We start from the raw sequence: 26,162 nt of genomic DNA, 5'->3' as shown, positions 1-26,162 counted from the left end.
GCACCGGACCAGGACCGCAACCGGTCGGGCGGGCGGCCGGGCGATCAGGGCAGGAGCCCGCCGGTCGCGCTGTCGAGCGTGCCGCCGGTGAGGTTGTCGAGGGTCCCGGTCACCTCGCCGATGAGGCCGCCGGTGGCGTCGTCGACGCCGCTCGTCAGGCCGCCGATCGCACCGCCCGTGGCGTCGTCGAGACCCTCGACGACATCACCGGTGGTGTCAGTGACGTCGTCGACCCCGTCCTTGACGCCGTCCTTGACCCCGTCGGTGGCGTCCTTGACCTGGTCGCCGGGGCCCTTGGTCGGCGTGGTCGGGTCGGGGACCTCGGGAGCGAGGCTCGGGGTCGACGTCGGGCTCGCTGTCGGCAGCAGCGTCTCGGGGGACTGGAGCGCCTTCGGGATCTCGATCCCGGTGACGTCCTGACCGGAGACCGGCGCCGCCTCGAGGGACAGCTCGTCGCTGTCCAGCCCGGTGAGCAGGTCGGGCGCGGCGACGCTGGCGAGCAGGAAGTCGGGCGTCGTGGTGATCCCCCCGGAGCAGGACAGGCAGGCGCTCCCGATCTCCGTGTCGAGGTCGGTGAGGGTCCGGCCGGCGGCGAGGAGCTCGTCGCGCGCGCTCTCGGGCACGACACCCTGGAGGGCGCTCAGGCGGTCCATGCTCTCGGTGGTGAAGTCGCGCGCACGCTGCACGTCGGCGTCGGAACCGTTGCGGTCGTACGCCGAGAGCAGGCTGCGGACTCCCTGGCCCGACTGCTCGGTGAAGGCGTCGAGGGTGTCGGGGATGAGCATGGCGTTGCCGCCCTCGCCCGCGGTGAGCTCCTCGAGCTCGGTGAGGCGGGTGTCGGCCTGGGCGAGCAGCGCGCGGCCGCGGGCAGTGTCGTCGTCGGCGAACCGGACCTGGGCGGACTCGATGCCGCGCTTGACGCCGTACAGCGACTCGCCCGGGAGCGCGGTCTGGGCAGCGACGGCCATGGTCGCGGTGGCGCCGACGAGGGCGGCCCCGCCGAGCAGCGTGGCGACCCGCCGGTCGCGGGCGCGGGTGGTGACCGGCATCGCGAGGCGCGACGGCGCAGCGGGCTGCTGGAGGAGGGCCGTGTCGGCCTCGACCATCAGGCGCTCGCGCAGCGAGCTCACGAACTCGGCGCGCGGTGCCACCTCCGGGATCGCGCGCAGGTCGGACACGACGTCCAGGAGGGCGGTGAAACGCTCCGCATCACGCTCCGTGAGCGGCGTGCCGGGATCTCGGGAGAGGAGTGCCTCGAACTCGTCGGCACGTCGGCGTGCCGAGAATGGGGCTGTCATGGTGCTCGTCCTGTCTCACTGCTGGTGGGTCCTCCCACACAGACGAACGAGCGGGACGAGCCGCGGGTTACGGGTGAGTTCACGTGTCTCTCAACCCCTCCGGCAGCAGCTTGGCCAGATTGCGTACGCCGCGCAGCTGGAGCTGCTTGACGGCGCCGTCGGACCGGCGGAGCGCCAGCGCCGTCTCGGCGATCGACAGCCCCTGCAGGAAACGCATGATGAGGCACTCGCGCTGCTCTGTCGGCAGCTCGGTGAGGGCCTTGAGGAGCGCCTCGTTGGTCAGCCCGGCGAGCACCGCGCTCTCGGGCCCCTCCGTGGCGTCGTCGTGCGGCGTCATGTCCTCGGTGGTCATCTCGAGGCGGGTGCGACCGGCCTTGAAGTGATCGGTGGTGAGGTTGCGGGCGATGGTCATCAGCCAGGCGCCGAAGTCCTTGCCCTGCCAGCGGAAGTTGTTCATGCTCCGCAGCGCCCGGAAGAAGGTCTCGGACGTGAGGTCCTCGGCCAGCACCTGGGAGCGGGTGCGGTAGTAGAGGAAGCGGTAGACCGAGGCCTGGTAGTGGTCGTAGAGCAGGCCGAAGGCGTCCTTGTCCCCGGCGCGGGCCAGCTCGACCAGGGCGATCAGGCGGTCGCGCTCGGCCTCGTCGACCTCGGAGGAGGTGGCCTGGTCCTCGTCGCCGACCGGACCGGAGGCGCCGGGTCCCGGGGTGCCCGGTCCCTGGGCACCCGGTCCCTGGGTGCCCGGTCCCGAACGGCCGGCTGGCCCGCGCGCGGGGATCGATGCGGAGCCGGGGGACGCGGTCCCGGCCAGGAGCACCTGCGGCGAGAGGGCAGCCCACACCGCGCGCCGTAGCGCGTCGAGCCCCTCCTCGAGCGAGTGCTCGAGGCCGTCTGATGACCGCATGCGGATTCCCTCCCCGGTTGCAGCAGTCTCCACGATAAGTGGCAGGGAGTGTCTTGTGAACCCGTGAGTAACTATGAGTTACATCTGTGCCGAGCGGTCGCGACCGCGGACGCTCACGCCGGCCGCGACGGCACCGGTCACCGCGCCGGCGACGGCCGCCGCGACCAGTCCCGCGCGGGCCGCCTTGCGACCCGTGCGGTAGTCATGGATCCGCCAGCCCTGCGCCTTGGCGTGGGCGCGCAGGCGGGCGTCGGGGTTGATCGCGCAGGGGTCGCCGACCATGGACAGCATCGGCAGGTCGTTGCTGGAGTCGGAGTAGGCCGAGCAGCGCGCGAGGTCGAGACCCTCGCGGGCGGCCAGCGCCTTGATCGCCTCCGCCTTGGCGGGTCCGTGCAGCAGGTCACCGACGAGCTGCCCGGTGTAGACGCCGTCGACGTGCTCGGCGACGGTGCCCATCGCGCCGGTGAGGCCGAGCCTGCGGGCGATGATGCTGGCGATCTCGATGGGGGCCGCGGTGACCAGCCAGACCCGCTTGCCCTCGTCGAGGTGGAGCTGGGCCAGGGCCCGGGTGCCGGGCCAGATCCGGTGCGCCATCGCCTCGTCGAAGATCGCCTCGCCGAGCTCCTCGAGCTCGGCGGTGGTGTGACCGGCGATGAAGGAGAGCGCCGACGACCGCGCCTCGGCCACGTGCTCGGGGTCCTCGACGCCCACGATCCGGAAGTAGGCCTGCTTCCAGGCCGCCCCCGCGATCTCGCGGGTGGTGAAGAACTTGCGACGGTGCAGGCCGCGGGCGAGGTGGAAGATGCTGGCGCCCTGCATGACCGTGTTGTCGACGTCGAAGAAGGCGGCCGCGGTCAGGTCGCTGGGGGTCATCAGCGCGTTCTCGACCTCCGCGGATGCCGCCGCCGCCTCGCCGGCCAGTGCGGATCGTTGCTGCAGGTTGAGCCGCTTGGGACGCTCGGACCGGGTCACCCGGTCAGCCTAGCTGTGGAAGTATCGGCGCATGCCGCGCAACGACATCTCTGCCTTCGTGGCCGAGGCGGCCGCGGACGTGCCCGACCGGCAGGCCCTCGTGGAGACCGGCGGCCGGACCCTCACCTGGTCAGGTCTCGAGGACGAGGTCGCCCGGATCGCGACCGGCCTGGGGTCCCACGGCATCCGTGCCGGGCAGCGGGTGATGGTCGTCGTCGGCAACCGGATCGAGTTCGTCACCGCCTACCTCGGGGTGCTGCGGGCCCAGGTCGTCGCGGTCCCGGTCAACCCGCGCTCGACGTCCGGGGAGCTCGCCCGGATGATCGCCGATTCCGGCACCCGAATGGTCGTCGTCGACGACACCGCGCGAGCCGTCGTACGCGCTGCGCTCGTCGAGCTGGGGGATGCTCCGCGGCCGGTCGTGGTGGTGACAGGTGCAGAGCCCGACGACGGTGAGGTGGCCTTCGCCGACCTGCGCGCGGACGTCGTACGACCGGTGCCGCCGCTGCCGGACCCCGAGAGGCTGGCCGCCCTCCTCTACACCAGCGGCACCTCCGGCCGGCCACGAGCCGCGATGCTCAGCCACCGCGCGCTGCTGGCCAACATCGAGCAGGTGGCGGCCGTCGAGCCTCCGATGATGCACGGCGACGACGTGGTGCTCGGCGTGCTCCCCCTCTTCCACGTCTACGGCCTCAACGCCGTCCTCGGCGGGGTGCTGCGCCACCGAGCGCGGCTCGTGCTCGTCGAGCAGTTCGACCCGCAGGGGGTCCTCGACCTCATCGACGACGAGGCGTGCAGCGTCGTGCCGATCGCGCCGCCCGTCTTCGCCCACTGGTTGCCCGACGAGCACCTCAAGGAGCGACTCGGCCCGGTGCGCCTCGTGCTGTCCGGCTCCGCGCCGCTCGAGCCCGGAGTGATCGAGCGGTTCACCGCGATCACCGGCATCCCGGTGCACCAGGGCTACGGCCTGACCGAGGCCGCTCCGGTGGTGACGAGCACGCTGTGCAGCCGCGAGAACCAGCCCGGGTCGGTGGGTGCGGCGCTGCCCGGCATCGAGCTCCGGCTGGTCGACGAGACCTACCACGTCGTCGAGGGCGAGGACCCCGGCGTGATCGAGGTCCGTGGCGACAACCTCTTCAGCGGCTACTGGCCGGACGGGTCCGACGGCCCCGACGCAGACGGCTGGTACGGCACCGGCGACGTCGGCTTCCTCGACGCGAGCGGCGACCTGTTCCTGGTCGACCGGGTCAAGGAGCTGGTCATCGTCAGCGGCTTCAACGTCTACCCGACCGAGGTCGAGGACGTGATCCGCGAGGTGGACGGCGTCACCGACGCGGCGGTGATCGGTGTCCCCGACGCGCAGACCGGCGAGGCGGTGGTGGCCTACGTCGTCGCCTCGCGTCCCATGACCCACCTCGAGGACGCCGTCCGGGCGCACGCGGTCCTCCGCCTGGCGCGCTTCAAGCAGCCCACGCGCATCGAGATCGTCGATGCGCTTCCGCTCACCGTCACCGGCAAGGTCCAGAAGGGTCGCCTGCGCGGGATCGAGCGGCGGCGGATCGACGGGCTGCTCGAGTGAACGGTCCTCGCGTCACCCTCTACTCGCGGCCGGGATGCCACCTCTGCGACGCGGCCCGCGAGGTCGTCGTACGGGTGTGCGACGACCTGGGGGAGCAGTGGGTCGAGGTCGACATCGACACCGACGACGACCTCGGCGACCGCTTCCGCGACGAGATCCCGGTGACCTTCGTCGACGGCGCCCAGCACGACTTCTGGCGCGTCGACGAGGCACGGCTGCGGGCGGCTCTCGGGTGACGGCCGGTCGATGAGTCGGGCGCTGTCGTTCGGCGAGAGGGCCGAGGAGTACGACCGCTGGCGCCCGACCTATCCCGTCGAGGCGGTCGCGTGGCTGGCACCTACGCCTCCGGCGCGCGTGGTCGAGATCGGCGCCGGGACGGGCCGGCTCACCTCGCTGCTGCTGGAGCGCGGCTGCGACGTGGACGCGGTCGAGCCGGACCCGCGGATGCGCGCGGTCCTGGCCCGCAACAACCCCGACGCCCGTTGTCGTGCGAGCGACTCGACCGCCCTTCCCGTCCCGGACGGATCGGCGGACGCCGTCCTCGTGGCCGACGCCTGGCACTGGTTCGACCCCGTCGCCACGATGGAGGAGGTACGACGCGTGCTGAGGCCGGGCGGCTGGCTCGGGCTGGTGTGGAACGTCGTCGCCGAGCCCGTCGAGCCGTGGGAGCACGCGCTCGCCGGACCGGACATGTACGACCGGACCACGAAGGGCGGAGCCGACGGCGTACGCCAGCGCCTGCCACTCGCATCTCCCGACGAGCTCGAGTTCGCCGCGTTCGACTGGGTGTGGGACCTGACCCCGGACCACCGTGCGGCCAACCTCGCCACCACCTCGATGGCCATCGCCATGGATCCGGCCGAGCGCGAGGCGTGGCTGGAGTCGGCGCGCGCCGAGCTGCAGGGCGTGTGCGACGCCGCAGGGCGCGACTCGATGCCGATCCGGCACCGGGCGAGCTGCACGCGCTGGACGCCTGCCTAGCCCGAGAGGTCCCAGGCGCCCCGGCGCCTGTCGCGCGACCCCCGGAGCCGGGCGTCGTACCCCTCCAAGCCGCCCGTGTGCAAGTCGAGGTGACCCCCCCGTGGGGTGGGTCATCTCACATGTGCTAGCCGCCGCTCGTCTCGTTTTGTTCTCCCGTTCACAAACTCCTACAGTGACGGAGTCCTCGCGAGGTTCGCTGAGGACTGGAAAGAAGCAGCTGTGACCGCACGGACCCCCGACTCTGCCCGGGACATTCCCGAGGCAACTGTCGCCCGGCTTCCCGTGTACCTGCGTGCCCTGACGTCCTTCGCCGAGGAGGGCACGACCACCTGCTCGAGCGAGGAGCTCGCCGTGTCCGCAGGGGTCAACAGCGCCAAGCTGCGCAAGGACCTCTCCTACCTCGGCAGCTACGGCACCCGCGGTGTCGGCTACGACGTGGAGTACCTCCGCTACCAGATCGCCCGCGAGATCGGCGTAACCCACGACTGGCCCGTGGTCATCGTGGGCATCGGCAACCTCGGCCACGCGCTGGCCAACTACTCGGGCTTCCGCAGCCGCGGCTTCCGGGTCGTGGCGCTGCTCGACGCCGACCCGACACGCAAGGACGAGGTCGTCGCCGGCCTCGACGTCCGGTCCTTCGAGGACATCGAGTCCATCGTCGCCGAGCACGCGGTCTCGATCGGCGTGATCGCCACGCCCGCGATCGCTGCGCAGGCCGTCGCCGACCGGATGGTCGCCAACGGCATCACCAGCATCCTCAACTTCGCGCCGACCGTGCTGTCGGTGCCGGACGGGGTCGGCGTGCGCAAGGTGGACCTGTCCATCGAGCTGCAGATCCTCGCCTACCACGAGCAGCGCAAGTCGATCGCTCCGGCATCGGAGGACGCATCGTGAGCGAGCGGAGCGAGCGAGCCATCCAGTGCAGCGCGTCATGTGCCTCGTGGGCGCACCGAGCGAAGCGAGTACGTCCATGAGCGTCCTCGTCGTGGGGATCTCCCACAAGTCCGCCCCGGTCGAGCTCCTCGAGCGGCTCGCCCTGGACGCCGACGCGACGATCAAGCTGATCGCCGATGTGGTCGCCGGCGAGCACGTCACCGAGGCCACCGCGATCGTCACCTGCAACCGCCTCGAGGTCTACGCCGAGGTCGACCGCTTCCACGGCAGCGTCGAGGACCTCTCCGGCCTCCTCGTCGCCCGCGCCGAGCAGTCCACCGAGGCCCTGCTGCCGCACCTCTACGTCCACTACGACGAGGGCGCGGTCTCCCACCTCTTCCAGGTCGCCGCCGGTCTCGACTCGATGGTCGTCGGCGAGGGCCAGATCCTCGGCCAGACCCGCGACGCGCTGCGGGTCGGCCAGGAGCACGGCACCGTCGGTCCGGCCCTCAACACGCTCTTCCAGCAGGCCCTGCGGGTCGGCAAGCGCGCCCACGCCGAGACCGACATCGACCGCGCCGCGCCGTCACTCGTCAGCGCTGCCCTCGACCGCAGCACGGTCCCCGTCGCCGGTGCCCGCGCCCTCGTGATCGGCGCCGGTGCCATGGCATCGCTCGCCGTGGCCCACCTGTGCCGCGGGGGTGCCGCGAGCATCACCGTGCTCAACCGCACCTCCGCCAACGCCGACCGCCTCGCGGCCGAGTACGGCGCCGGCTCGGTGCCGCTGTCCGCGCTCGCGGACGAGCTGGTCGGGGCCGACATCGTCGTCTCGTGCACGGGCGCGCCCGAGCCCCTCGTGCGGCTGGGCGACCTGGTCACCGCGCGTGGCAGCAGCGACCGCCCGCTGACCGTCATCGACCTCGCGCTGCCCCACGACGTCGACCCGTCCGTGGCCGACCTCCCGGGCGTCGAGCTGGTCAACCTCGCCGGCCTCGCCGACGAGCTGCGCGGCCTCGAGGCGACCGCCGGCGTCGACGACGTACGCACCATCGTCGGGCAGGAGATCACCGCCTTCCTCGCCGTACGACGACAGGCGAGCGTCACGCCCACCGTGGTCGCGCTGCGCTCGATGGCCACCGCCGTGGTGGACGCCGAGATGGCCCGCCTCGCTGCCCGCCTCCCTGCGCTGGACGAGGCCACCCGCGCCGAGGTGCTCCAGACCGTGCGCCGCGTCGCCGACAAGCTGCTCCACGAGCCGACCGTCCGCGTCAAGGAGCTCGCCGACGCCGAGCCGGCCGTCTCCTACACCGCCGCGCTGGCCGAGCTCTTCCGCCTCGACCCCGAGGCCGTGGACGCGATGACCCGGGCAGAAGGTCCGCAATGACCACCCCACGACCTTCTTCTCCTCCGCTGCGCTCCCCCGAACAACGCCGCGGGGACCCCGGATCGAGTGCCCCGGTGAGCACCCCCGTCCTGCGCCTCGGCACCCGCGCCTCCGCGCTGGCCACCACCCAGTCCGGTCTCGTCGCCGACCTGGTCCGCGAGCACCTCGGCCGCGAGGTCGAGCTCGTCGAGGTCGCGACCGAGGGCGACCGCAGCACTGCACCCCTGGCTTCGATGGGCGGCACCGGCGTGTTCGTCAGCGCCCTGCGCGACGCGTTGCTGGCCGGAACGGTCGACATCGCCGTCCACTCGCTCAAGGACCTGCCCACCACGCCCGCCGACGGCATCGCGCTGGCCGCGGTCCCGCTGCGTGAGGACCCGCGCGACGTCGTCGTGGCCCGCGACAACCTGACCCTGGGGGAGCTGCCGGTCGGCAGCCGCCTCGGCACCGGCTCCCCGCGGCGCGTCAGCCAGCTCGAGGCACTCGGCCTCGGCCTCGACCTGCAGGGCATCCGCGGCAACGTCGACACCCGCATCCGCAAGGTCCGCGACGGCGAGGTCGACGCGGTCGTCCTCGCCCGCGCCGGACTGGCCCGGCTCGGTCGCCTCGACGAGGTCACCGAGGTGCTCGACCCGCTCCAGATGCTGCCGGCCCCCGGCCAGGGCGCGCTCGCGATCGAGTGCCGTTCCGACGACACCGACCTGGTCGCCGCGCTCGCGCAGCTCGAGGACCCGGCCACCCGCGCCGCGGTCACCGCCGAGCGCGCGGTCCTGTCCACCCTCGAAGCCGGCTGCTCCGCCCCCCTGGGCGCGCTCGCCGAGGTCGTCGAGGGCGAGGACGGCGAGGAGCTGTGGCTGCGCGCCGTGGTCCTGTCCGTCGACGGCGGACTCTCCGTACGCATGAGCACCACCGGCCCGGTCTCCCAGGCCGAGTCTCTTGGAACCCGCCTCGCGAGCTCGATGCTCGACGAGGGAGTGGCAGACCTGATGGAAGCACCACCAGTGAGGAATCAGCACGCATGACGCGAGTACAGACCCCGCAGGCCACCAGCCAGGACAAGGGTGCGAACCCGGGTTGGGTGTCGTTCGTCGGCAGTGGACCCGGTGACCCGGGCCTGCTGACAGTGCGGGCCGTGGAGCTCCTGGAGAGTGCCGAGGTCGTCGTGACCGAGGCTCCTGAGCACGTCGCCCTGGTCCGTTCCGTCCTCGGCCTCGCCGAGAGCGCCGACGGGTCCTGGGACGGTCCGGAGATCGTCGACGGCGGCTTCGGCGAGGACGGCCAACCGCTGACGCACGCCGCCCGCGCCAAGGTCGTCGTACGCCACGGCAAGAAGCAGCGGGTGGTCCGCCTGATGACCGGCGACCCGTTCCTCTACGCCTCCGGCCCCGAGGAGGCGCAGGCCTGCGTCAAGGCCGGCGTCGGCTTCGAGGTCGTCCCCGGTGTGTCCTCGGTGAGCGGGGTCCCGGCCTACGCCGGCATCCCGCTGACCACCAAGCGCCACCGCGAGATGTGCGTCGTCACCTGCGGCGAGAAGGTCGACTGGACCGCCTACGCCGACGACCGCACCCTCGTCCTGCTCTCGGGTGTGGGCAGCATCGGCGAGACCGCCGCGGCCCTCATCGAGGCCGGCCGCTCGTCCGAGACGCCCGTCGCGGTCACCCGCGTCGGCACCACGACCGAGCAGCAGACCCTCGTGTCCACCCTGGCCGACGTGGCCGCCGACGTCCGCTCGTCGCGCATCGCCCCGCCGGCGATCATCGTCATCGGTGACGTCGTCGACCTGCGCGACACGCTGTCGTGGTTCGAGACCAAGCCGCTCTTCGGCTGGCGCGCGCTGGTGCCCCGCACCAAGGAGCAGGCCGGCTCGCTGTCGCGGCGCCTGCGCGACTACGGCGCGGTGCCGGAGGAGGTGCCGACCATCTCGGTCGAGCCGCCCCGCAACCCGCTCCAGATGGACAAGGCCGTCCGCGGCCTCGTCGAGGGCCGCTACGAGTGGATCGCCTTCACCTCGGTCAACGCCGTCAAGGCGGTCCGCGAGAAGTTCGAGGAGTACGGCCTCGACGCCCGCGCCTTCTCGGGACTGAAGATCGCGGCGGTCGGCGACAAGACCGCCGAGGCGATCTCGGCCTGGGGCCTGCGCGCCGACCTCGTCCCCTCGGGGGAGCAGTCCGCTGCCGGCCTGCTCGAGGAGTGGCCGCCCTACGACGAGCTGCTCGACCCGATCAACCGGGTCTTCCTGCCGCGCGCCGACATCGCCACCGAGAACCTCGTCGCCGGCCTGATCGACCTCGGCTGGGAGTGCGACGACGTCACCGCCTACCGCACGGTGCGTGCCACCCCGCCGCCCGCGCCGGTGCGCGACGCGATCAAGACCGGCAAGTTCGACGCGGTCGTCTTCACCTCGTCCTCGACCGTGCGCAACCTCGTCGGCATCGCCGGCAAGCCGCACCCGTCGACGATCATCGCCGTCATCGGGCCCGCCACCGCCAAGACCGCGGAGGAGCACGGCCTGCGGGTCGACGTCCTCTCGCCCACGCCCGACGTTGAGGTCCTCGTGGACGCGCTGGCCGACTTCGGCGCCACCCGCCGCCTCGCGATGCTGGAGAACGGCGAGGCCGTGACCCGGCCGAGCGAGCGCACCGCATCGGGTCGGCGCAAGGCACGGGCGAAGTAGTCGTGACGGAGGACCGCGAGCTGGAGACCCCGCTCATCCGACCGCGCCGGCTGCGGCGCACGCCGGTCCTGCGCCGGATGGTCGCCGAGCACCACGTGGTGCCCAGCTCGCTGGTCCTCCCGGTCTTCGTGCGCGAGGACCTCGACGAGCCACGGCCGATCTCCTCGATGCCGGGCGTCGTCCAGCACTCGCGCGACTCGCTCAAGCAGGCCGTCAACGAGGCGGCCGAGCTCGGGCTGGGCGGCGTGATGCTCTTCGGCATCCCCGAGCACAAGGACGCGACCGGGTCCGGCGGGATCGACCCGGGCGGCGTCCTCAACCTCGCGATCACCGACGTGGTCGCCGAGGTGGGCGACCAGCTCACGGTGATGTCGGACCTCTGCCTCGACGAGTTCACCGACCACGGCCACTGCGGCCTCCTCACGCCCGACGGTGAGGTCGACAACGACCAGACCCTGGCGGCGTACGCCGAGATGGCACTCGCGCAGGCGGCCGCGGGTGTCGACATGGTCGGGCCCAGCGGGATGATGGACGGCCAGGTCGCCGTCGTACGCCAGGCGCTCGACGCCGCCGGCCACAGCCACGTCTCGATCATCGCCTACTCCGCGAAGTACGCCTCGGCCTTCTTCGGCCCCTTCCGTGAGGCCGTCGACTCCTCGCTCGTCGGTGACCGCAAGACCTACCAGCAGGACCCCGCCAACGCCGTCGAGGGCGTGCGCGAGGCGCTGCTCGACGTGGAGCAGGGCGCGGACATCGTGATGGTGAAGCCGGCCATGGCCTACCTCGACGTCGTACGCCGGGTCCGCGACGCCGTCGACGTCCCCGTGGCGGCCTACAACATCTCCGGCGAGTACGCCATGGTCGAGGCCGCCGCCGCCCACGGCTGGATCGACCGCGAGGCCGCCATCCTGGAGACCCTCACCTCGATCCGCCGTGCCGGCGCCGACGTGACGCTGACCTACTGGGCCTCCGAAGCCGCACGGCTGCTCCGCCGCTAGGAGTCTCGCGCACCGTTGGTTGAGGAGGTCGCGCAGCGCCTTCCTGGACCAGCGGGGTGAGGGTCGTTGGTTGAGGAGGTCGCGCAGCGACCGTCACGAAACCTGGTCACCAGTGTCATCGGACGTCCGGCGGTCCCGAAGCGCCGCCCAGCTGCGGCTCGAGAGCCCCGACAACAGCTCCGTACGGCCGTCGATCAGCGCCTGACGCTTCGCTCTCGACCAGCCCTGGACCTGCTTCTCCACCGCGTAGGCCTCGTCGATCCGGCCGACCTCGGCGCTCCACGCGAGGCTGACGGGCCGACGCCGCTTCGTGTACGCCGCACCGAGGCCCTCGTTGTGCTCGCCGAGTCGTCGTTCGAGGTCCCAGGTGCTGCCGACGTAGAAGCTGTCGTCGGCGCAGCGGAGGATGTAGCCGAAGGGCATCGTTGAATCCTGCGGCGCACGGGCCGGCGTACGACAGCCCCCGAGGTGGATCCGTGGATGAGTCGGGTCTCGTGACAGGCGCCGGGGCGCCTTCCTCGACCAGCGATGGCTGGCCGGGGCGCCTTCCTCGACCAGCGACCATCCGTTGGTTGAGGAGGTCGCGCAGCGACCGTCACGAAACCTGGTTTGGGGGCTGGGGGGTCTGGTGACAGGCGCCGGGGCGCCTTCCTCGACCAGCGGTGGCTGGTCGAGGAGCGGTTAGGGCGCGAGGAGCTTGTTCGCGCAGTCGAGGAGCTCGTTGGTGCCCGTGAGCGGGTTGTCGATGACTCCCTGGGCCACGCACTGCGCGGTCGCCTGGACCAGCGTGAGCGTCTCGGTGATCGTCGCGGTCGGGAGCGGCGGCAGCGTGGTGGGCACCGGCAGCGTCGGGGTGGCTGTCGGGACGGCGGTCGTCGGGTCCTTGGTGGGAGTCGGTGACGACGTCGGGGTCGGACTCGGGGTCGGGGTCGGGGTCTGCGTGGTGGTCGGGGTGGGCGTCACCGTCGTGGGCGTCGGGGTCGGGGTCGCGGTCGGCGTGTTGTCGTCCTTGCCACCGTCACCACCCTTGTCTCCCTTGTCGTCTCCCTTGCCGCCGTCGCCGCCCTTGTCCCCGGAGCCGTCGGCGGAGGCGGTGGGGTCGGGGAGGATCACGCCGGAGGTCAGCGTCGAGGTCGGCACGGCGCTGAAGTCGCCGTCCATGTAGGACTGCATGATCGACAGGACCAGGTCGACGTAGTCGTTGGAGTGGTTGTAGCGGTAGACCGAGGCGCGCTGCCCCTTCTCGGACGACAGGTCGTCGTCGCCCGAGCACAGGTAGACGGCCGTCGCGAGGGCGGCGTCGTCGATGTCCTGCGGGTTGCGGGTGCCGTCGCTGTCGCCGTCCACGCCGACGACCGTCCAGGTCGAGGGGATGAACTGCATCGGGCCGACCGCGCGGTCGTGGCGCGTGTCGTTGTCGTACTGGCCGGCGTCGGTGTCGCTGATGTCCTGCGTGTTGTTCTTGCCGTTGAGCGCGATGCCGTAGATGCCGGGGCGGGCGACGCCGTCGTCGTCGAGGGTGTTGCCGCCGAAGCGGCCGTGGTCGGACTCGACGCGGCCGATCGCGGCGATGAGCTCCCACGGCAGCGCGCAGCCGGCGTCGGCCTTGTTGATGACAGCCTCGGCGCGCTGGTAGGCGGCGAGCGCCGCCTGCGGGATGCTGCTGGCCGCACCGGGCGTGAGCGCGGCGGCACGGGTGAGCGCGGTGTCGCCGACGCTGGCCGGGGCCTCGATCGCGGAGGCGGGGAGGACGGTGCCGTCGGGGAGGGTGCCGGAACCGTCGGGATCTGCGCTGGCCGAGCCGACTCCGACGCCGGCGAGGCTCGCGGTCCAGGCGGCGGAGAGCACGGCGAGCGGAATGATCGCGGTCGCCCTGTGGAGCCGGCCGAAGTTCGACATGCGTGCATCTCCCCTGTGTCGTACGTGGTGGCGATGATGCCCCCTCCGGGCCCACCTACACCTGCCAACGAGCAATTGTCACTCCAAGTTACGCCTCGGTCACTTGTGGGCCAACCCACATCCCGGGCCGCGCAGGCGCACCGACTGGGTCCTGCTTGCCCGACTACGTGACAATGACCGGGTGACCCCCGTGACGATGCCCTCCGTGACGACGGCCAGCGAGGCGCTGTTCGAGCGTGCCCGTGCCGTGACCCCGGGAGGGGTGAACTCGCCCGTCCGCGCCTTCACCGCCGTCGGCGGCACGCCCCGCTTCATCACCTCCGCGTCCGGCGCCTGGCTCACCGACGCCGACGGCAACGACTACGTCGACCTGATCTGCTCCTGGGGCCCGATGCTGCTCGGCCACGCGCACCCCGACGTGCAGGCCGCGGTGGCCGGCGCGGTCGCCCGCGGCACGTCGTACGGCACCCCCACCGAGCCGGAGGTCGAGCTGGCCGAGGAGATCGTCGCGCGCACCCCGGTCGAGCGGGTCCGCTTCGTGTCGTCGGGCACCGAGGCCACCATGTCCGCCATCCGGCTCGCACGGGGCGCGACCGGTCGCGACCTCGTCGTGAAGTTCGCCGGGTGCTACCACGGCCACGTCGACACGTTGCTGGCCGAGGCCGGCTCCGGCGTCGCGACGCTCGCCGTCCCCGGCACCAGCGGCGTACCCGCCTCGTCCGCGGTGGAGACCCTCGTCCTGCCCTACAACGACCGGGAGGCCGTGCAGGCGGCGTTCGAGGCCCACGGGTCACGGATCGCCTGCCTGATCACCGAGGCGTTCCCCGGCAACATGGGCGTCGTCCCACCGGCCCCCGGCTTCAACGCCTTCCTCGCCGAGACCTGCCACGCCCACGGCGCGCTGTTCATCAGCGACGAGGTGATGACCGGCTTCCGCGCCACCGCGCAGGGCGGCTGGGGCCTCGACGGTGCGATCGAGGGCTGGGTGCCCGACCTGATGACCTTCGGCAAGGTGATGGGCGGCGGCTTCCCGGCCGCGGCCTTCGGCGGGCGCGCCGACCTCATGGCCCACCTCGCGCCGGAGGGATCGGTCTACCAGGCCGGCACGCTGTCGGGGAATCCCGTCGCCACCACCGCCGGCCTCGCCACGCTCCGGTTGGCGACGCCCGAGGTCTACACCCACCTCGACGCCACAGCCCTGACGATCCGCAACGCCGTCTCCGAGACGCTCGAGGCCGCCGGCGTGCCGCACACGGTGCAGGCCGCGGGCACGATGTTCTCGGTGTTCTTCCGCGAGGGCTCGGTGCGCGACTTCGCCGAGGCCAGCCAGCAGGACACGGCTGCCTACGCCGCCTTCTTCCACTCGATGCTCGACCAGGGCGTCTACCTGCCCCCGTCGGCCTACGAGGCGTGGTTCGTCTCCGCGGCGCACGACGACCGGGCGATCTCCACCATCCTCGACGCGCTCCCGGCGGCCGCGCTGGCCGCCGCCTCGACCTCCGCCGGGAAGGGTCACTGACATGGGACTCCAGACCACCGTCCACCTGCTGCGTCACGGCGAGGTCCACAACCCGCAGGGCGTGCTCTACGGCCGCCGCGACGGGTTCCACCTGTCCGACCTGGGCCACCAGATGGCCCAGCGGATCGCCGAGACCATCGGTGAGCGCGACATCGTGCACATCCGTACGTCGCCGCTCGAGCGCGCCCGGGAGACCGGCGCCCCCCTGGCGACGGTCCGCGGACTGACGCCGGTGATTGACCCCCGGGTGATCGAGTCGAGCAACAAGTTCGAGGGCATCAACTTCAGCGCCGGCTCCAAGACCTTCCTCCGTCGCCCCGGCCTGCTGCGCCACATGTACAACCCGCTGAAGCCCTCCTGGGGCGAGCCCTACGACGAGATCGCCGGCCGGATGGTCGCCGCCGTCCACGACGCCCGCGACGCGGCAGCGGGCCACGAGGCGGTCATCGTCTCCCACCAGCTCCCGATCTGGACGACGCGGCTCTTCCTCGAGAAGCGCAGCTACCTCCACCACCCCAAGACCCGCCAGTGCACGCTGTGCTCGCTGACCAGCGTGGTCTTCGACGACGACCGGATGGTGCAGGTCCGCTACTCCGAGCCGGCCGGCGACCTGATCCCGGTGGGCGACCGCTCCGCCCCGTTCTCCGCCGGCGGGGCGCCGCGGGAGGACCGGCCCTGAAGATCGTGCGCCCGCTCGTCGTGCTCGCCTGCCTGCTCGCGCTCGTGGGCTGCTCGAGCCTGTCCGGGACCGGCGACAAGGAATACATCACGGGGGAGGGCGTGCCGTCCGAGGTGGCCCCGACGGCCCGGGACACCTCGATCGAGCTGACCGGCACCGACCTCGACGGCAACGAGGTCGACCTGGCGGACCTGCGCGGCAAGCCCGTGGTGGTCAACGTGTGGTGGTCGCAGTGCCCGCCGTGCCGCATCGAGCAGCCCGACCTCAACGAGGCCGCCGCCGTGCTCGGTGACCAGGTCACCTTCGTCGGCATCAACATCCGCGACTCCTCCGCCGACGCCGCCCGCGCCTACGTCCGCCGCTTCGACGTGCCCTACGCGACGATCTACTCCGCCGACGGCGCGGCGCTGCTGCCGTTCGCTGGCACGCTGAACCCGCGCTCCATCCCGAGCACCGTCGTCCTCGACGCCGACGGGCGCATCGCCGCGTCGGTCAACGGCCGGGTGCCGACCACCCAGACGCTGCTCTCGCTCGTCGAGAAGGTCCTCGATGAGTGAGTGGTTCCAGGACCAGGCCCTCTCCGGCTCGCTGATCCTCGCGCTCCCCGTCGCGCTCATGGCCGGCCTGATCTCCTTCTTCAGCCCGTGCGTCATCCCGCTGCTGCCCGGCTACCTCTCGTACGCCACCGGCCTGTCGGGTGCCGAGCTGGAGGACGCCCGTCGCAGCCGCCTCGTCCTCGGGGCCGTGCTGTTCGTGCTTGGCTTCTCGGTCGTCTTCGTGCTCCTCGGCAGCCTCACCGGCGCTGCCGGCGCGTGGCTCTTCACCCACACCCGCCAGCTCAACGTCGTGCTCGGCATCATCACGATCCTGCTGGGCGTCGCGTTCCTCGGCGGGATCGGGTTCCTCCAGCGTGACTGGCGCATCCACCAGGTCCCGGCCGTCGGGCTGGCGGCGGCGCCACTGCTGGGCTTCCTCTTCGGCGTCGGCTGGACGCCGTGCGTCGGACCGACACTGGCCGCGATCAACGTGCTGTCGGTCAACGAGGCGACGGCCGCCCGGGGCGCGGTGCTGGCCGGCGTCTTCGCACTCGGCCTCGGCCTGCCGTTCGTCGCAGCGGCCGTGGCCTACCGCCGGATGATCCGCGCCTTCGCGGTGGTCCGGCGCCACCAGCTCCTGGTCATGCGGATCGGCGGCGTGATGATGATCGCGGTCGGGGTCATGCTGGTGACCGGCTGGTGGGACGTCATCGTGCAGGAGCTCCAGTCGCAGGTGGTCCAGGGATTCGAGCCGTCGCTGTGACCGATCCGCTCTCCCGGCCGTCCGACGCCCGGCAGGCCACCTCGCTGCCCAACGACCTCAACGCGCGCGAGCTCGCGCGCTGGACGTGGCGCCAGCTGACCTCGATGCGTACGGCGCTCGTGCTCCTGCTGCTGCTCGCCCTGGCCGCGATCCCGGGCTCGGTCTTCCCCCAGGAGGACATCGACTCGCTCGCGGTCTCGCAGTGGCGCGACAACCACCCGCGGCTCGCGCCGATCTGGGACCGCCTGGACCTGTTCGCGGTCTACGGCTCGCCGTGGTTCGGCGCCATCTACATCCTGCTGATGATCTCGCTCGTCGGCTGCATCATCCCGCGTCTCTTCGTCTACGCCCGGGCGCTGCGCGCCAAGCCCCCGCGGGCACCGCGGCACCTCTCGCGGCTGCCGGAGAGCACGTCGTACACGACCGACGAGGACCCGGACGTCGTGCTGGCGCGGGCCGCGTCGGTCGTCAGGGATCGTCGGTTCCGGGTCGAGTGGACCGAGGGCAGCGACGCGGTCGCGGCCGAGCGCGGCCACCTCCGCGAGGCCGGCAACCTGGTCTTCCACCTCGCCGTGATCGTGGTCCTGGTCGGCGTCGCCATCGGCAGCCTCTTCGGCTACAAGGGCGGCGTCATCATGTTCAACGGTGAGGACTACGGCTTCTCCAACAACCTCACGCAGTACGACGACTTCGCCCCGGGCAGCCTCTTCGACCCGGCCGTGATGGAGCCGTTCTCCTTCAGCATCACCGACTTCGACGTCGAGTGGATCCCCGACGGCCCGCGCGCCGGGATGGCCCGCAAGTTCGTCGCGCACCTCGACTACGAGACCGAGCCCGGTGCCGAGACCGAGGAGTACGACCTCAGGGTCAACCACCCGCTCTCCATCGGCGGCACCGACGTCTTCCTCATCGGGCACGGCTACGCGCCCGTCATCACCGTCCGCGACGGCGAGGGCAACATCGCGCAGTCCGGACCGACGGTCTTCCTGCCCACCAACGCCCAGACCTTCGAGTCCTTCGGCGTGGTGAAGGCGGCCGACGCCCAGCCCGAGCAGATCGGGCTGGAGGGCAGCTTCTACCCGACCTTCTCGATGGGCACCGACGCCGACGGCAACCTGACCATGCCGGGCTCCGCGTGGGGCGACGCGCTCGACCCGCTGGTCTCGCTGCAGGTCTACACCGGCGACGTCGGGCTCGACGACGGCACCAGCGCCTCGGTCTACGTGCTCGACAAGACGAAGGCCACCCAGCTCCTCAAGGACGACGGGCAGCCGTTCCGCATGGACCTGCGACCCGGCGACACCGTGACCCTGCCCGACGGCCTGGGCAGCGTGACCTTCGAGGGCCTCGAGCGGTGGAACAAGATCCAGATCAGCCGCTCGCCGGGCAAGTTCATCGCGCTCGGCGGCGTCGTCGCGGCCCTGCTGGGACTGCTCGCCTCGCTGTTCATCCGGCCCCGCCGGCTGTGGGTCCGCGCCCGCCGTCAGGACGACGGCAGCACACTGGTGGAGGTGGCGCGACTGGACCGCTCGTCCGGTGGCGACCCGGAGACCGGCCGCGACGAGCTCGCTGACATCGTGGCTGCACTGAGAAAGGACAAGTCGTGACGGACGCACAGTGGGAGACCCTGAGCAACCAGGGCGTGGCTGCGGCCGGGGTGGTCTACTTCCTCGCGCTCCTGGCGTACGCCGTGCAGTGGGCGGCGCTGCGTGACGTGCCGGTGAAGCAGCTGGTCGGCACGGACGGCGCACCCGTCGTCGAGGTGCCCGACGTGCAGGTCGCCCACCGCACCGAGATGGCCGGGCGCCTGGGCCTGCTGCTGACCGGCATCGGCGCGTTGGCGCACTTCGTCGCGCTCGTCGGGCGCGGCATGGCCGCCGACCCCAACCGGGTGCCGTGGGGCAACATGTACGAGTTCACGCTGGCCGGCACCTTTGTGGTCGTCGCGCTGTTCCTCGCCACCACCAACCGCTGGCGGCTGTCGTGGCTCGGCCCGATCGTGGTCGGCTTCACGCTGGTCGTGCTGCTGGCCGACGTGCTGTGGCTCTACGAGCCCGTCGCGCCGCTGACCGAGGCGCTGGAGTCCTACTGGCTGGTGATCCACGTCGTGTCCGCGGTCATCGCGACCGGCGCGTTCACCCTCGGCGCCATCACCTCGATCCTCTACCTGCTCAAGGCGCGCTCCACCAAGGAGACGGGCTACCTCGCCCGCCTGCCGGAGCTCGCCAAGCTCGACCGGATCTCCTACCGGATGCATGCCTTCGGGTTCCCCGTCTGGACCTTCGGGGTGCTCATCTCGGGCCCGATCTGGGCGCACCAGGCGTGGTCGTCCTACTGGAACTGGGACCCCAAGGAGGTGTGGGCCTTCATCACCTGGGTGGTCTACGCCGCCTACCTGCACGCCCGCGCGACGGCGGGGTGGCGCGGGCGCAACGCCGCGATCCTGGCGCTGGTCGGCGCCGCGACGCTGTGGTTCAACTTCATCGGCATCAACTTCTTCAGCACGACGAGCCAGCACTCCTACGCCGAGGGAGCCGGCGAGGTCAGCTCACTTGTCGTCCGGGTCCCGGGGACGGTCGAGGCCGCGGAGGAAGTCGGGGTCGTCGTCGGGCCCGATCACGCGAGGGCGTGAACCACCGGGACCGTCGAGTCGGCGCAGGGTCACCTTGACCAGCAGCCACACGACGAACGCGATCGCTGCGACGACCATCACGACCTTGAGCATTCCTCCAATGTAGTCACTGCGTCCTAGGCTGGTGCCGTGAAGGAGTTCGTGGTCTACACCGTCCTGCGGATCGTGCTGTTCCTCGCCTCGTTCGGCGTCGTCGTCGGCATCATGGCGTTGGCCTTCGACGGCCGCTACAACCTGTTCTGGGCCGTGATCCTGGCGTTCCTGATCTCGGGCGTCGGGTCCTACTTCATCCTCGACCGGCAGCGCGACGCCTTCGCCCGACGCGTGGAGACCCGCGCGGCCAGGGCCTCTGCGGCCTTCGAGGAGCGCAAGGCCCGCGAGGACCAGGACTGACCCGAGGGTCGGGCGATGGCAACGCTCGCGGTGACCCGGAGGCAGGCGCTGTGGTGGCGCCTGGGCCGGCAGCACCTGCTCGCCGGTGCCGCCGACGCGACCGAGGTCGTACGCACCCTGGGTGCCGTCTCGATCTTCGGCTCCGACCCCGACCTGGCCGTACGCCGTCGGCTGGCCTCTCCCGGCGCGCCGGGGGAGGTGCAGCGCGCACTGGACGAGGGCCGCCTGGTGCGTACGTTCTCGTTCCGCGGCTCGGTCCAGCTGATGGCCCCCGACACGGCCGGGACGTACCTCGCGCTGCGGGCTGCCGGGCGCCAGTGGGCGCTCAGGAGCTGGGTCGATCACTACCGGCTGCAGCCCGACGAGTGGCCGGCCCTGCGCGAGATCGTGCGCGGCGTGGTCGCGGCCGGACCGGTGCCACCGCAGGCCGTCGCCGACGAGCTAACCCGCTACCCGCGCTTCGCCCACCTCGCGAAGGAGTTCGCCGGGCCCAACCACACCTTCCTCAAGCCGTTCGCCTGGCAGGGCGACCTCGCCCTCGGACCGGACCCGGGCGGACCACTGATGCTCCAGAGCCCGGCCGTGGCGCTCCACTGGGGTGGGATCCCGGACCTCGACGAGGCAGGACGGCAGGCCGTGCTCTAGTACGTCGGCGGCTACGGCCCGATCGCCCTCGAGCACCTGCACTACTGGCTCGGCGAGGGACTCAGCGCCGGGCGGTCGCGGATCGAGCGCTGGTGGCGCGAGGTCGAGGCCCAGGTCGTCGAGGTCGACGTCGAGGGCGAGCGACGGTGGATCCTCGCGGACCACGCCGCCGGGCTCGTCGACGTACGACCCGGCACGCACGTCGCGCTCCTGCCGGGCAAGGACGACTGGGTGATGGGCCCGGGCACCAAGGACACCTGGGTCGTCCCGGCGGCGCACCGGAGCGCGATGACGCGCGGCACCCACCCGCTGGTCGTCGACGGCGTGGTCGCCGGCACGTGGCGTCGCGCCGGAGACGTCGTCGAGGTGAGCTGCTCGCTGACGGGCGACGCGGCCCGCGCGTTGGTCGTCGAGGTCGAGCGGCTCGGGGAGCTCCTCGGGTCGGACCTCGCGCTCAGAACCCCGTGAGGCAGTAGGGCGGCTCCACGAGGTCGGCCATCGCGGCGAAGCGGCGTACGGCCTCGTCGGTGCCGTGCACGCGGCCGGCTGCGTGCATCAGGCTCACCCGCGGACCGCCGAGGTAGAGCGAGCCCAGCGTCTCGGCGGTCAGGGCCACGTCGGCGGGCTGGTCGGTGCGGGTCACCTGCGCGTGGCCCCCTGAGGTCGCGATCGCGAAGTGTCCGGCCGCATGGCCCTGCGGGTCGTCGACCGCCAGGACGATCGAGTCGTCGGCGGTCCACGGGCGTGCGGCCAGCGACCGCTCGACGTCGAGGACCCGGACCCACAGGAACTCCCCGAGCGCGGTGACCTTGACCCGGTTGAGGTCGACCAGCGCCCACTGCAGCGGGTCGTCGGGGTGGGCGATGTTGAAGGTCACCGACTTCACCAGGTCTGCGGTGGCCAGGAAGGACCAGAGGCTGAGCTGGGCTGCGGCGGTGAGGGCCACCATCTCCTCGACCTTGGTCACGCCCTTCTCGCCGGGCGAGAAGACGACGAAGCCGTCGACCGTGCCGTCGGCGTCGAGGTGGACCGCCGCGCGGACCTTGGAGTTGGCGCTCCGGTCGTTGAAGTCGTACGCGCCGGTGTGGATGTCCTTGTACTGCGCCGGCCACTCGACGGAGCCGCGCTGCCGGGCGTGGAAGGTGTCGAAGACGCCCTTCACGTGGACCCAGGCGTCGGCGGGCTCGACGAGCTCCACACGCCCGGGATCGGTGAAGTCGCGCAGCGCGAAGCCGGGGGAGGCGTCGAGCTCGATCGTCATGTTGAAGGTGGCCGGGCCGAAGCCCCAGCGGCCGTAGATGGTGGCCTCCGACGCGGTGAGCGCGGCGACCGGCACGCCCTGGGCGACGGCATCGGCCAGGTCGTCCTCGATGAGGCGCTTGAGGAGGCCGCGTCGCCGGTGGGTGGGGCTGGTGGTGACGTCGGTGATCATCCGCAGCGGCAGCAGCTCGTGTCCGGCGTTGAGGGTCTTGTCGAGGCTGGCGTACGTCGCCACCGGCAGCGGCCCGGCACCGAACTCGCCCTCGGGGAGCCACGCGCCGGTGACCCTGACACCGTCGCTGCGGTAGTGGTCCACCCAGCGCGTGATCATCTCGTCGTCCGGGCGCGGGTCGCGGAAGCCGCGCAGGACCGCGCCGATCCACCCGCGGCGACGCGCGGTGGCCTCGTCGGAGTCGTCCGCGAGGTCGAGGAGGGCGAAGTCGTAGTCCATCTGCCCCACGCTAGTGAGACCTGTCGCCACCGGCCACGGGTTATCCGAGGACGAGCAGGGGAGCCGCGACGAGGACCGACCAGAGCAGCTCAGAGGCGCCCGTGGCGGCGAGGACCGGGACCAGCGCGGGGCCCGTTGCCCCGCCCAGGACCGTCCGGGTGGGGGCGATCGCCCTGGCGAGGAACCCGAGTCCGAGCAGCGCCCACCACGCGGTCGCAGCGGCCACGGCGACGACGGCAGCGACCGCGACGAGCACGAGGAAGGCGTAGAGGTAGCGGGTGCGCTCGTCGCCCATCCGCACGGCCAGGGTGCGCTTGCCGGCGGGGGTGTCGGTCGGGATGTCCCGCAGGTTGTTGGCCACGAGGATCGCGCAGGCCAGCGCGCCGATGCCGATGCCGGCGTAGAGGGCCGGCCACTCCCACGTCTGCGTCTGGACGTACGTCGTACCGATGACCGCGACGAGGCCGAAGAAGACGAACACCATGACCTCGCCCAGCCCGAGGTAGCCGTAGGGCTTGCCGCCGCCGGTGTAGAACCAGGCGGCCACGACACAGACCACGCCGACCGCGAGGAGCCACCAGGCGGTGGTGGCCGCGAGGACCAGGCCGGCGAGGGCTGCCACGCCGAAGGCGGCGAAGGCGGCCGTCTTCACCGCGCGCGGGGTCGCTGCGCCGGAGCCGACGAGGCGCATCGGGCCGACCCGGTCGGCGTCGGTGCCGCGGATGCCGTCGGAGTAGTCGTTGGCGTAGTTGACCCCCACCTGCAGCGCCAGGCTCACCACCAGCGCGAGCAGCGCCTTCCACCACACCGCCTGGTCGACGTACGCCGCCACGCCTGTGCCGGCGAGCACGGGCGCCACGGCGGCGGGCAGGGTGCGCGGGCGGGCGCCGGCGAGCCAGTCAGCGGGTGAGGTCACCGGTGGATTCTGGCAGTGGCGCGTCCGGGGTGAGCATCGAGGGCAGTCCCGCGGCCGCCGCGTCCGCGACGTCGGGCTCGCCGGCCCGCGCGTCCGCGAGGATGTCGGCCGGCACGTTCTGCTCGAGCCAGCGGCGGCCCGCGTGGGCGGCGAAGTGCAGGCCGGTGGCTGCCGCGGTGACGATGGCGGCGATGGTGAGCCAGCCGAAGGCACCCCACTCCATCGCCAGGAAGCCGTAGACCGCCGGCGCCCAGAACCTCCCCAGGGTGCCGCCGAGCTCGGAGACGCCCTGGTAGTCGCCCCGGCGCCGCGGGTCCATCAGCTCGACCTCGAGGGTCCAGCCCGACGCGGAGAGGAAGAGCTCGGACCAGGTGAGGACGACGTGGCCGAGGAAGAACAGCGCGATCGTCAGCCAGCCGACGGTCTCGTGGGTGACGAGGGTGATCACGCAGGTCAGGACGAAGAAGACCGTCGAGAGGCGCACTGCGCGCAGGGCGGTCCCGACGTCACGGATGCCACGGGAGGCGAGCCGCGGAAGGACGATGCACATGAGGGTGTTGGTGCCGAAGAGCAGCGCGACGAGCACCTTGGGTGCATCCGTCTCGGTGACCAGCCACACCGGGATGACCGTGTGCAGCAGCACCTGGTTGGTCCACATGACGCCGGTCAGGGCGGTCACCGCGATCCAGCTGCGGTTGCGGATGGCGGGGATGCCCTCCGGCTTCACGCGTGGCTCCGAGCCGCGTACGTCGTGGCTGGCGTCGGGCAGGCGGAGCACCGCGACGCTGTTGGCCATGAACAGCACGGCGCTCAGCATCGGGGACCACCGCAGGGCGTCGGTGCCGAAGGCGATGGCCATGACGCCGATGAGCCCGCCGAGGCTGAAGCCGAGGTTGAGCGCGGAGTACATGTAGGCCCGCGACTCGACCCGCTCCGCAGGGGGCAGGACGTCGATGACGTACGCACCGTGTGCGGTGCCGGCCAGCGTGCCCACGACCTCCATGGCCACGGCGAGGGCGACGTACTCGGGGAAGCTGTCGATCCACGGCCACACCGCGAACAACGCACCCTGCAGCAGGGCGCTCAGGGACCACATCCGCTTGGGACCGAAGCGGTCGACCAGCCTGCCCGCGGGGACCGCCACGACGAAGCTCGCGATCGCGGCGATTGTCAGGCCGAGACCGACCTCGCCCAGCGACAGGCCGACCACGAGGATGAAGAACACCGCCGAACCGGCCAGGAAGGCACCGTCCGCGGAGGCGAAGATGAGGGACTGTGCGGACAGCCGTCCGGCGAGGGTGGACGGGGGAGTGGCGTAGTTCTTCAGTGCGGTGAGCATCGCCGACCATCCTCTCCCGCGGTCCCTGTGATCGTCGCCCGATTAACGGTGGGCCCGGTCACGTTGCGGCGAAGGCTGCGCGGGGGAAGCGCTGGTTGGACGGGTGGCGCGGCCGGTTCGCTGGTTGAGCGGGTGGTGCGGCGGGTTCGCTGGTTGAGCAGGTCGCGCAGCGACCGTGTCGAAACCCAGAACACCTCGCGCCTCTCCTCGCGCCCTGCTCGCGGTCGCTCACACATGCGAAAAGGTTCTCCACAGATCTGTTTCTGCAGGTCCGGGTGTCGGTGGGCTCTGGGAGACTTCTCCCATGACCACCACCACCGCAGCTGCGAGCAGCCGGGCCGCCGCCCGGCCGGTGCTGGAGCGTGCGGTGGCGGCGATGACGTCTCGCCGGCGGGCCGACGTCGAGGTCCTGGAGTCGGCACTGGAGTGGGCCCACGCCCACGTGCCGTCCGGTGATGACCTCCACCCTGCAGACGCTGCGGACGCTGCGGACGCTGCGGACGCTGCGGACGCTGCGGACGCTGCGGACGTGGCAGGTGTGGCGGGGTGGCAGTCCGACTGGCTGCCGTGGCCGGGGTCGTATGCGGCGGCGATGTTCGGGGAGCGGGCGGTCCCGATCGCGGGTGCGGGTACGCCGGCGGTGGCGGAGTTCGCGGTGATGGAGCTCGCGGCTGCGCTGCGGCTCTCGCACGAGGCAGCGGTCGCGCTGGTGGGTGAGGTGCTCGACCTGGCGCACCGGCTTCCCCGGACGTGGGCCCTGGTGAGGGAGCTGCGGGTCCCGGCGCATCTGGGGCGTGAGGCCGCGCGGGTCTCGCGTGACCTCGACGTGGCCGGGGCCGGGCACGCGGACCGGCTCCTGGCGTGGCAGCCGAAGCGGCTGAACCCGCACCGTATCGGGGTGCTCGTCCACGAGGCCCGGCTCTACGCCGACCCCGACCGCGCGGTCGCCGACCACGACCGGGCGATGGCCACCCGCAAGGTCGAGTGCCGTTACGGCACCGGCGCGCCCGGCACGGGGGAGGCGTGGATGGTCCTCGACGAGGCCGACCTGGTCGCGTTCGACTCCACTGTCGGTGTGATGGCCGACCAGATCGGTGCCCTCGGCCACGCAGGGAGCCTGGATGTGCGTCGTGCGCACGCGGTGGGGATCCTGGCCGACCCCCAGGCCGCGCTCGACCTCCTCGCCGTCGACCCCACCGCCCCCGACGCCGGGCACGACCCCGCGGTGGTGGCCGCCGAGGACATCGCCCACGACGCCGCGAACCCGTTCCGCCGCCCCGACCACACCCACAAGAGCGCCTCGAGTAGCTCGGGTGGCAAGGGGGGTCCGGGTGGCTCGGGTGGCTCGGGTGAGGTGGTGCTGGTCTTCCACATCACCGACCGCGACCTCCTCGACACCGGTACGTCCTGGGGTTCAGGCGGTGTCGCGGTGTCACCGAAGCTGGGTCCGGTCCTGCTGGGCCGGCTCCA

Annotated in this window: 25 protein-coding genes and 1 pseudogene; 18 read left to right on the top strand and 8 right to left on the bottom strand. The window is 72.0% G+C overall.

The window, feature by feature from the left end:
* Positions 1-44 precede the first annotated feature (44 nt).
* The 3 genes from BM127_RS17565 to BM127_RS17555 form a co-directional block, all read right to left on the bottom strand.
* Complete coding sequence (locus BM127_RS17565) at positions 45-1,298, bottom strand: DUF5667 domain-containing protein (RefSeq protein WP_091200653.1); 1,254 nt, start codon at positions 1,296-1,298, stop codon at positions 45-47.
* 79 nt (positions 1,299-1,377) lie between these two features.
* On the bottom strand, positions 1,378-2,199 hold the full coding sequence (locus tag BM127_RS17560; RefSeq protein ID WP_091200652.1) for a sigma-70 family RNA polymerase sigma factor: 822 nt from the start codon (positions 2,197-2,199) through the stop codon (positions 1,378-1,380).
* Positions 2,200-2,277: 78 nt separating this feature from the next.
* On the bottom strand, positions 2,278-3,171 hold the full coding sequence (locus BM127_RS17555) for an HAD family hydrolase (RefSeq protein ID WP_091200649.1): 894 nt from the start codon (positions 3,169-3,171) through the stop codon (positions 2,278-2,280).
* Between the two features lie 31 nt (positions 3,172-3,202).
* Here BM127_RS17555 and BM127_RS17550 point away from each other — a divergent pair, with 31 nt between their 5' ends.
* From BM127_RS17550 to hemB, 8 genes are all read left to right on the top strand, one after another.
* Entirely contained in the window at positions 3,203-4,750 is a 1,548-nt protein-coding gene (locus tag BM127_RS17550; protein ID WP_091200647.1) for a class I adenylate-forming enzyme family protein, read from the top strand.
* Positions 4,747-4,986 (top strand): glutaredoxin family protein, encoded by a 240-nt coding sequence (locus BM127_RS17545; RefSeq protein ID WP_091200646.1) that lies wholly within the window; start codon positions 4,747-4,749, stop codon positions 4,984-4,986. The genes BM127_RS17550 and BM127_RS17545 overlap by 4 nt, the downstream gene beginning before the upstream one ends.
* A gap of 10 nt (positions 4,987-4,996) precedes the next feature.
* Positions 4,997-5,731 (top strand): class I SAM-dependent methyltransferase, encoded by a 735-nt coding sequence (locus tag BM127_RS17540; RefSeq protein WP_091200644.1) that lies wholly within the window; start codon positions 4,997-4,999, stop codon positions 5,729-5,731.
* Between the two features lie 219 nt (positions 5,732-5,950).
* Positions 5,951-6,625 (top strand): redox-sensing transcriptional repressor Rex, encoded by a 675-nt coding sequence (locus tag BM127_RS17535; RefSeq protein WP_091200642.1) that lies wholly within the window; start codon positions 5,951-5,953, stop codon positions 6,623-6,625.
* Positions 6,626-6,701: 76 nt separating this feature from the next.
* Entirely contained in the window at positions 6,702-7,988 is a 1,287-nt protein-coding gene (locus BM127_RS17530) for a glutamyl-tRNA reductase (RefSeq protein ID WP_091200641.1), read from the top strand.
* Between the two features lie 74 nt (positions 7,989-8,062).
* Positions 8,063-9,010 (top strand): hydroxymethylbilane synthase, encoded by a 948-nt coding sequence (hemC, locus tag BM127_RS17525; protein ID WP_231263178.1) that lies wholly within the window; start codon positions 8,063-8,065, stop codon positions 9,008-9,010.
* Entirely contained in the window at positions 9,007-10,662 is a 1,656-nt protein-coding gene (locus BM127_RS17520; protein WP_091200637.1) for a bifunctional uroporphyrinogen-III C-methyltransferase/uroporphyrinogen-III synthase, read from the top strand. Before hemC ends, BM127_RS17520 begins: the two co-directional genes overlap by 4 nt.
* A 2-nt stretch (positions 10,663-10,664) precedes the next feature.
* Positions 10,665-11,660: a porphobilinogen synthase gene (gene hemB / locus BM127_RS17515; protein WP_269800902.1), complete on the top strand. Its 996-nt coding sequence runs from the start codon at positions 10,665-10,667 to the stop codon at positions 11,658-11,660.
* 93 nt (positions 11,661-11,753) lie between these two features.
* Here the strand turns inward: hemB and BM127_RS17510 are convergent, their stop codons facing one another.
* Together BM127_RS17510 and BM127_RS21950 are read right to left on the bottom strand one after the other, a co-directional pair.
* The gene (locus BM127_RS17510; RefSeq protein ID WP_091200635.1) at positions 11,754-12,083 is read right to left on the bottom strand and encodes a GIY-YIG nuclease family protein; all 330 of its coding nucleotides are present in this window, start codon (positions 12,081-12,083) and stop codon (positions 11,754-11,756) included.
* Positions 12,084-12,341: 258 nt separating this feature from the next.
* Positions 12,342-13,559 carry a lytic transglycosylase domain-containing protein gene (locus tag BM127_RS21950; protein WP_139227782.1) on the bottom strand — a complete coding sequence of 406 codons (1,218 nt, stop codon included), beginning with the start codon at positions 13,557-13,559 and terminating at the stop codon, positions 12,342-12,344.
* Positions 13,560-13,755: 196 nt separating this feature from the next.
* Between BM127_RS21950 and hemL the strand changes: the two genes are divergently transcribed.
* From hemL to BM127_RS23160, 9 genes are all read left to right on the top strand, one after another.
* Positions 13,756-15,078, top strand: a complete 1,323-nt coding sequence (hemL, locus tag BM127_RS17500) for a glutamate-1-semialdehyde 2,1-aminomutase (protein WP_091200772.1) — start codon at positions 13,756-13,758, stop codon at positions 15,076-15,078.
* Position 15,079: 1 nt separating this feature from the next.
* Positions 15,080-15,757 (top strand): histidine phosphatase family protein, encoded by a 678-nt coding sequence (locus tag BM127_RS17495; protein ID WP_091200633.1) that lies wholly within the window; start codon positions 15,080-15,082, stop codon positions 15,755-15,757.
* A 5-nt stretch (positions 15,758-15,762) separates the two neighbouring features.
* Positions 15,763-16,314: a TlpA family protein disulfide reductase gene (locus BM127_RS17490; RefSeq protein WP_231263179.1), complete on the top strand. Its 552-nt coding sequence runs from the start codon at positions 15,763-15,765 to the stop codon at positions 16,312-16,314.
* Complete coding sequence (locus tag BM127_RS17485) at positions 16,307-17,056, top strand: cytochrome c biogenesis CcdA family protein (RefSeq protein ID WP_091200631.1); 750 nt, start codon at positions 16,307-16,309, stop codon at positions 17,054-17,056. Before BM127_RS17490 ends, BM127_RS17485 begins: the two co-directional genes overlap by 8 nt.
* Entirely contained in the window at positions 17,053-18,663 is a 1,611-nt protein-coding gene (gene resB, locus BM127_RS17480; RefSeq protein ID WP_231263180.1) for a cytochrome c biogenesis protein ResB, read from the top strand. The genes BM127_RS17485 and resB overlap by 4 nt, the downstream gene beginning before the upstream one ends.
* Positions 18,660-19,688 carry a c-type cytochrome biogenesis protein CcsB gene (gene ccsB, locus BM127_RS17475; protein ID WP_091200629.1) on the top strand — a complete coding sequence of 343 codons (1,029 nt, stop codon included), beginning with the start codon at positions 18,660-18,662 and terminating at the stop codon, positions 19,686-19,688. The genes resB and ccsB overlap by 4 nt, the downstream gene beginning before the upstream one ends.
* 129 nt (positions 19,689-19,817) lie before the next feature.
* Positions 19,818-20,081, top strand: coding sequence for a DUF4229 domain-containing protein (locus BM127_RS17470; RefSeq protein WP_091200627.1), 264 nt, complete (start codon positions 19,818-19,820; stop codon positions 20,079-20,081).
* A gap of 15 nt (positions 20,082-20,096) precedes the next feature.
* On the top strand, positions 20,097-20,726 hold the full coding sequence (locus BM127_RS23165; RefSeq protein ID WP_091200625.1) for a DNA glycosylase AlkZ-like family protein: 630 nt from the start codon (positions 20,097-20,099) through the stop codon (positions 20,724-20,726).
* 231 nt (positions 20,727-20,957) lie between these two features.
* Positions 20,958-21,194 (top strand): hypothetical protein, encoded by a 237-nt coding sequence (locus tag BM127_RS23160; RefSeq protein ID WP_372476577.1) that lies wholly within the window; start codon positions 20,958-20,960, stop codon positions 21,192-21,194.
* On the opposite strand, the gene BM127_RS17455 is transcribed toward BM127_RS23160, so the two are convergent.
* The 3 genes from BM127_RS17455 to BM127_RS17445 are packed head-to-tail and all read right to left on the bottom strand — an operon-like array spanning position 21,181 to position 24,692.
* Complete coding sequence (locus BM127_RS17455) at positions 21,181-22,437, bottom strand: GNAT family N-acetyltransferase (RefSeq protein ID WP_091200622.1); 1,257 nt, start codon at positions 22,435-22,437, stop codon at positions 21,181-21,183. The two genes, BM127_RS23160 and BM127_RS17455, sit on opposite strands and share 14 nt — an antisense overlap.
* A gap of 40 nt (positions 22,438-22,477) precedes the next feature.
* The gene (locus BM127_RS17450) at positions 22,478-23,353 is read right to left on the bottom strand and encodes a 1,4-dihydroxy-2-naphthoate polyprenyltransferase (RefSeq protein WP_091200620.1); all 876 of its coding nucleotides are present in this window, start codon (positions 23,351-23,353) and stop codon (positions 22,478-22,480) included.
* Complete coding sequence (locus tag BM127_RS17445) at positions 23,337-24,692, bottom strand: MFS transporter (protein ID WP_091200618.1); 1,356 nt, start codon at positions 24,690-24,692, stop codon at positions 23,337-23,339. The genes BM127_RS17450 and BM127_RS17445 overlap by 17 nt, the downstream gene beginning before the upstream one ends.
* 304 nt (positions 24,693-24,996) lie before the next feature.
* Here BM127_RS17445 and BM127_RS22380 point away from each other — a divergent pair.
* Positions 24,997-26,162, top strand: a pseudogene (locus BM127_RS22380) (hypothetical protein); the annotation flags it as partial.

This window comes from Nocardioides alpinus (assembly GCF_900112035.1).
In the GTDB taxonomy this organism is placed as follows: domain Bacteria; phylum Actinomycetota; class Actinomycetes; order Propionibacteriales; family Nocardioidaceae; genus Nocardioides; species Nocardioides alpinus.
This window is presented reverse-complemented; position numbering and strand designations above follow the sequence as displayed.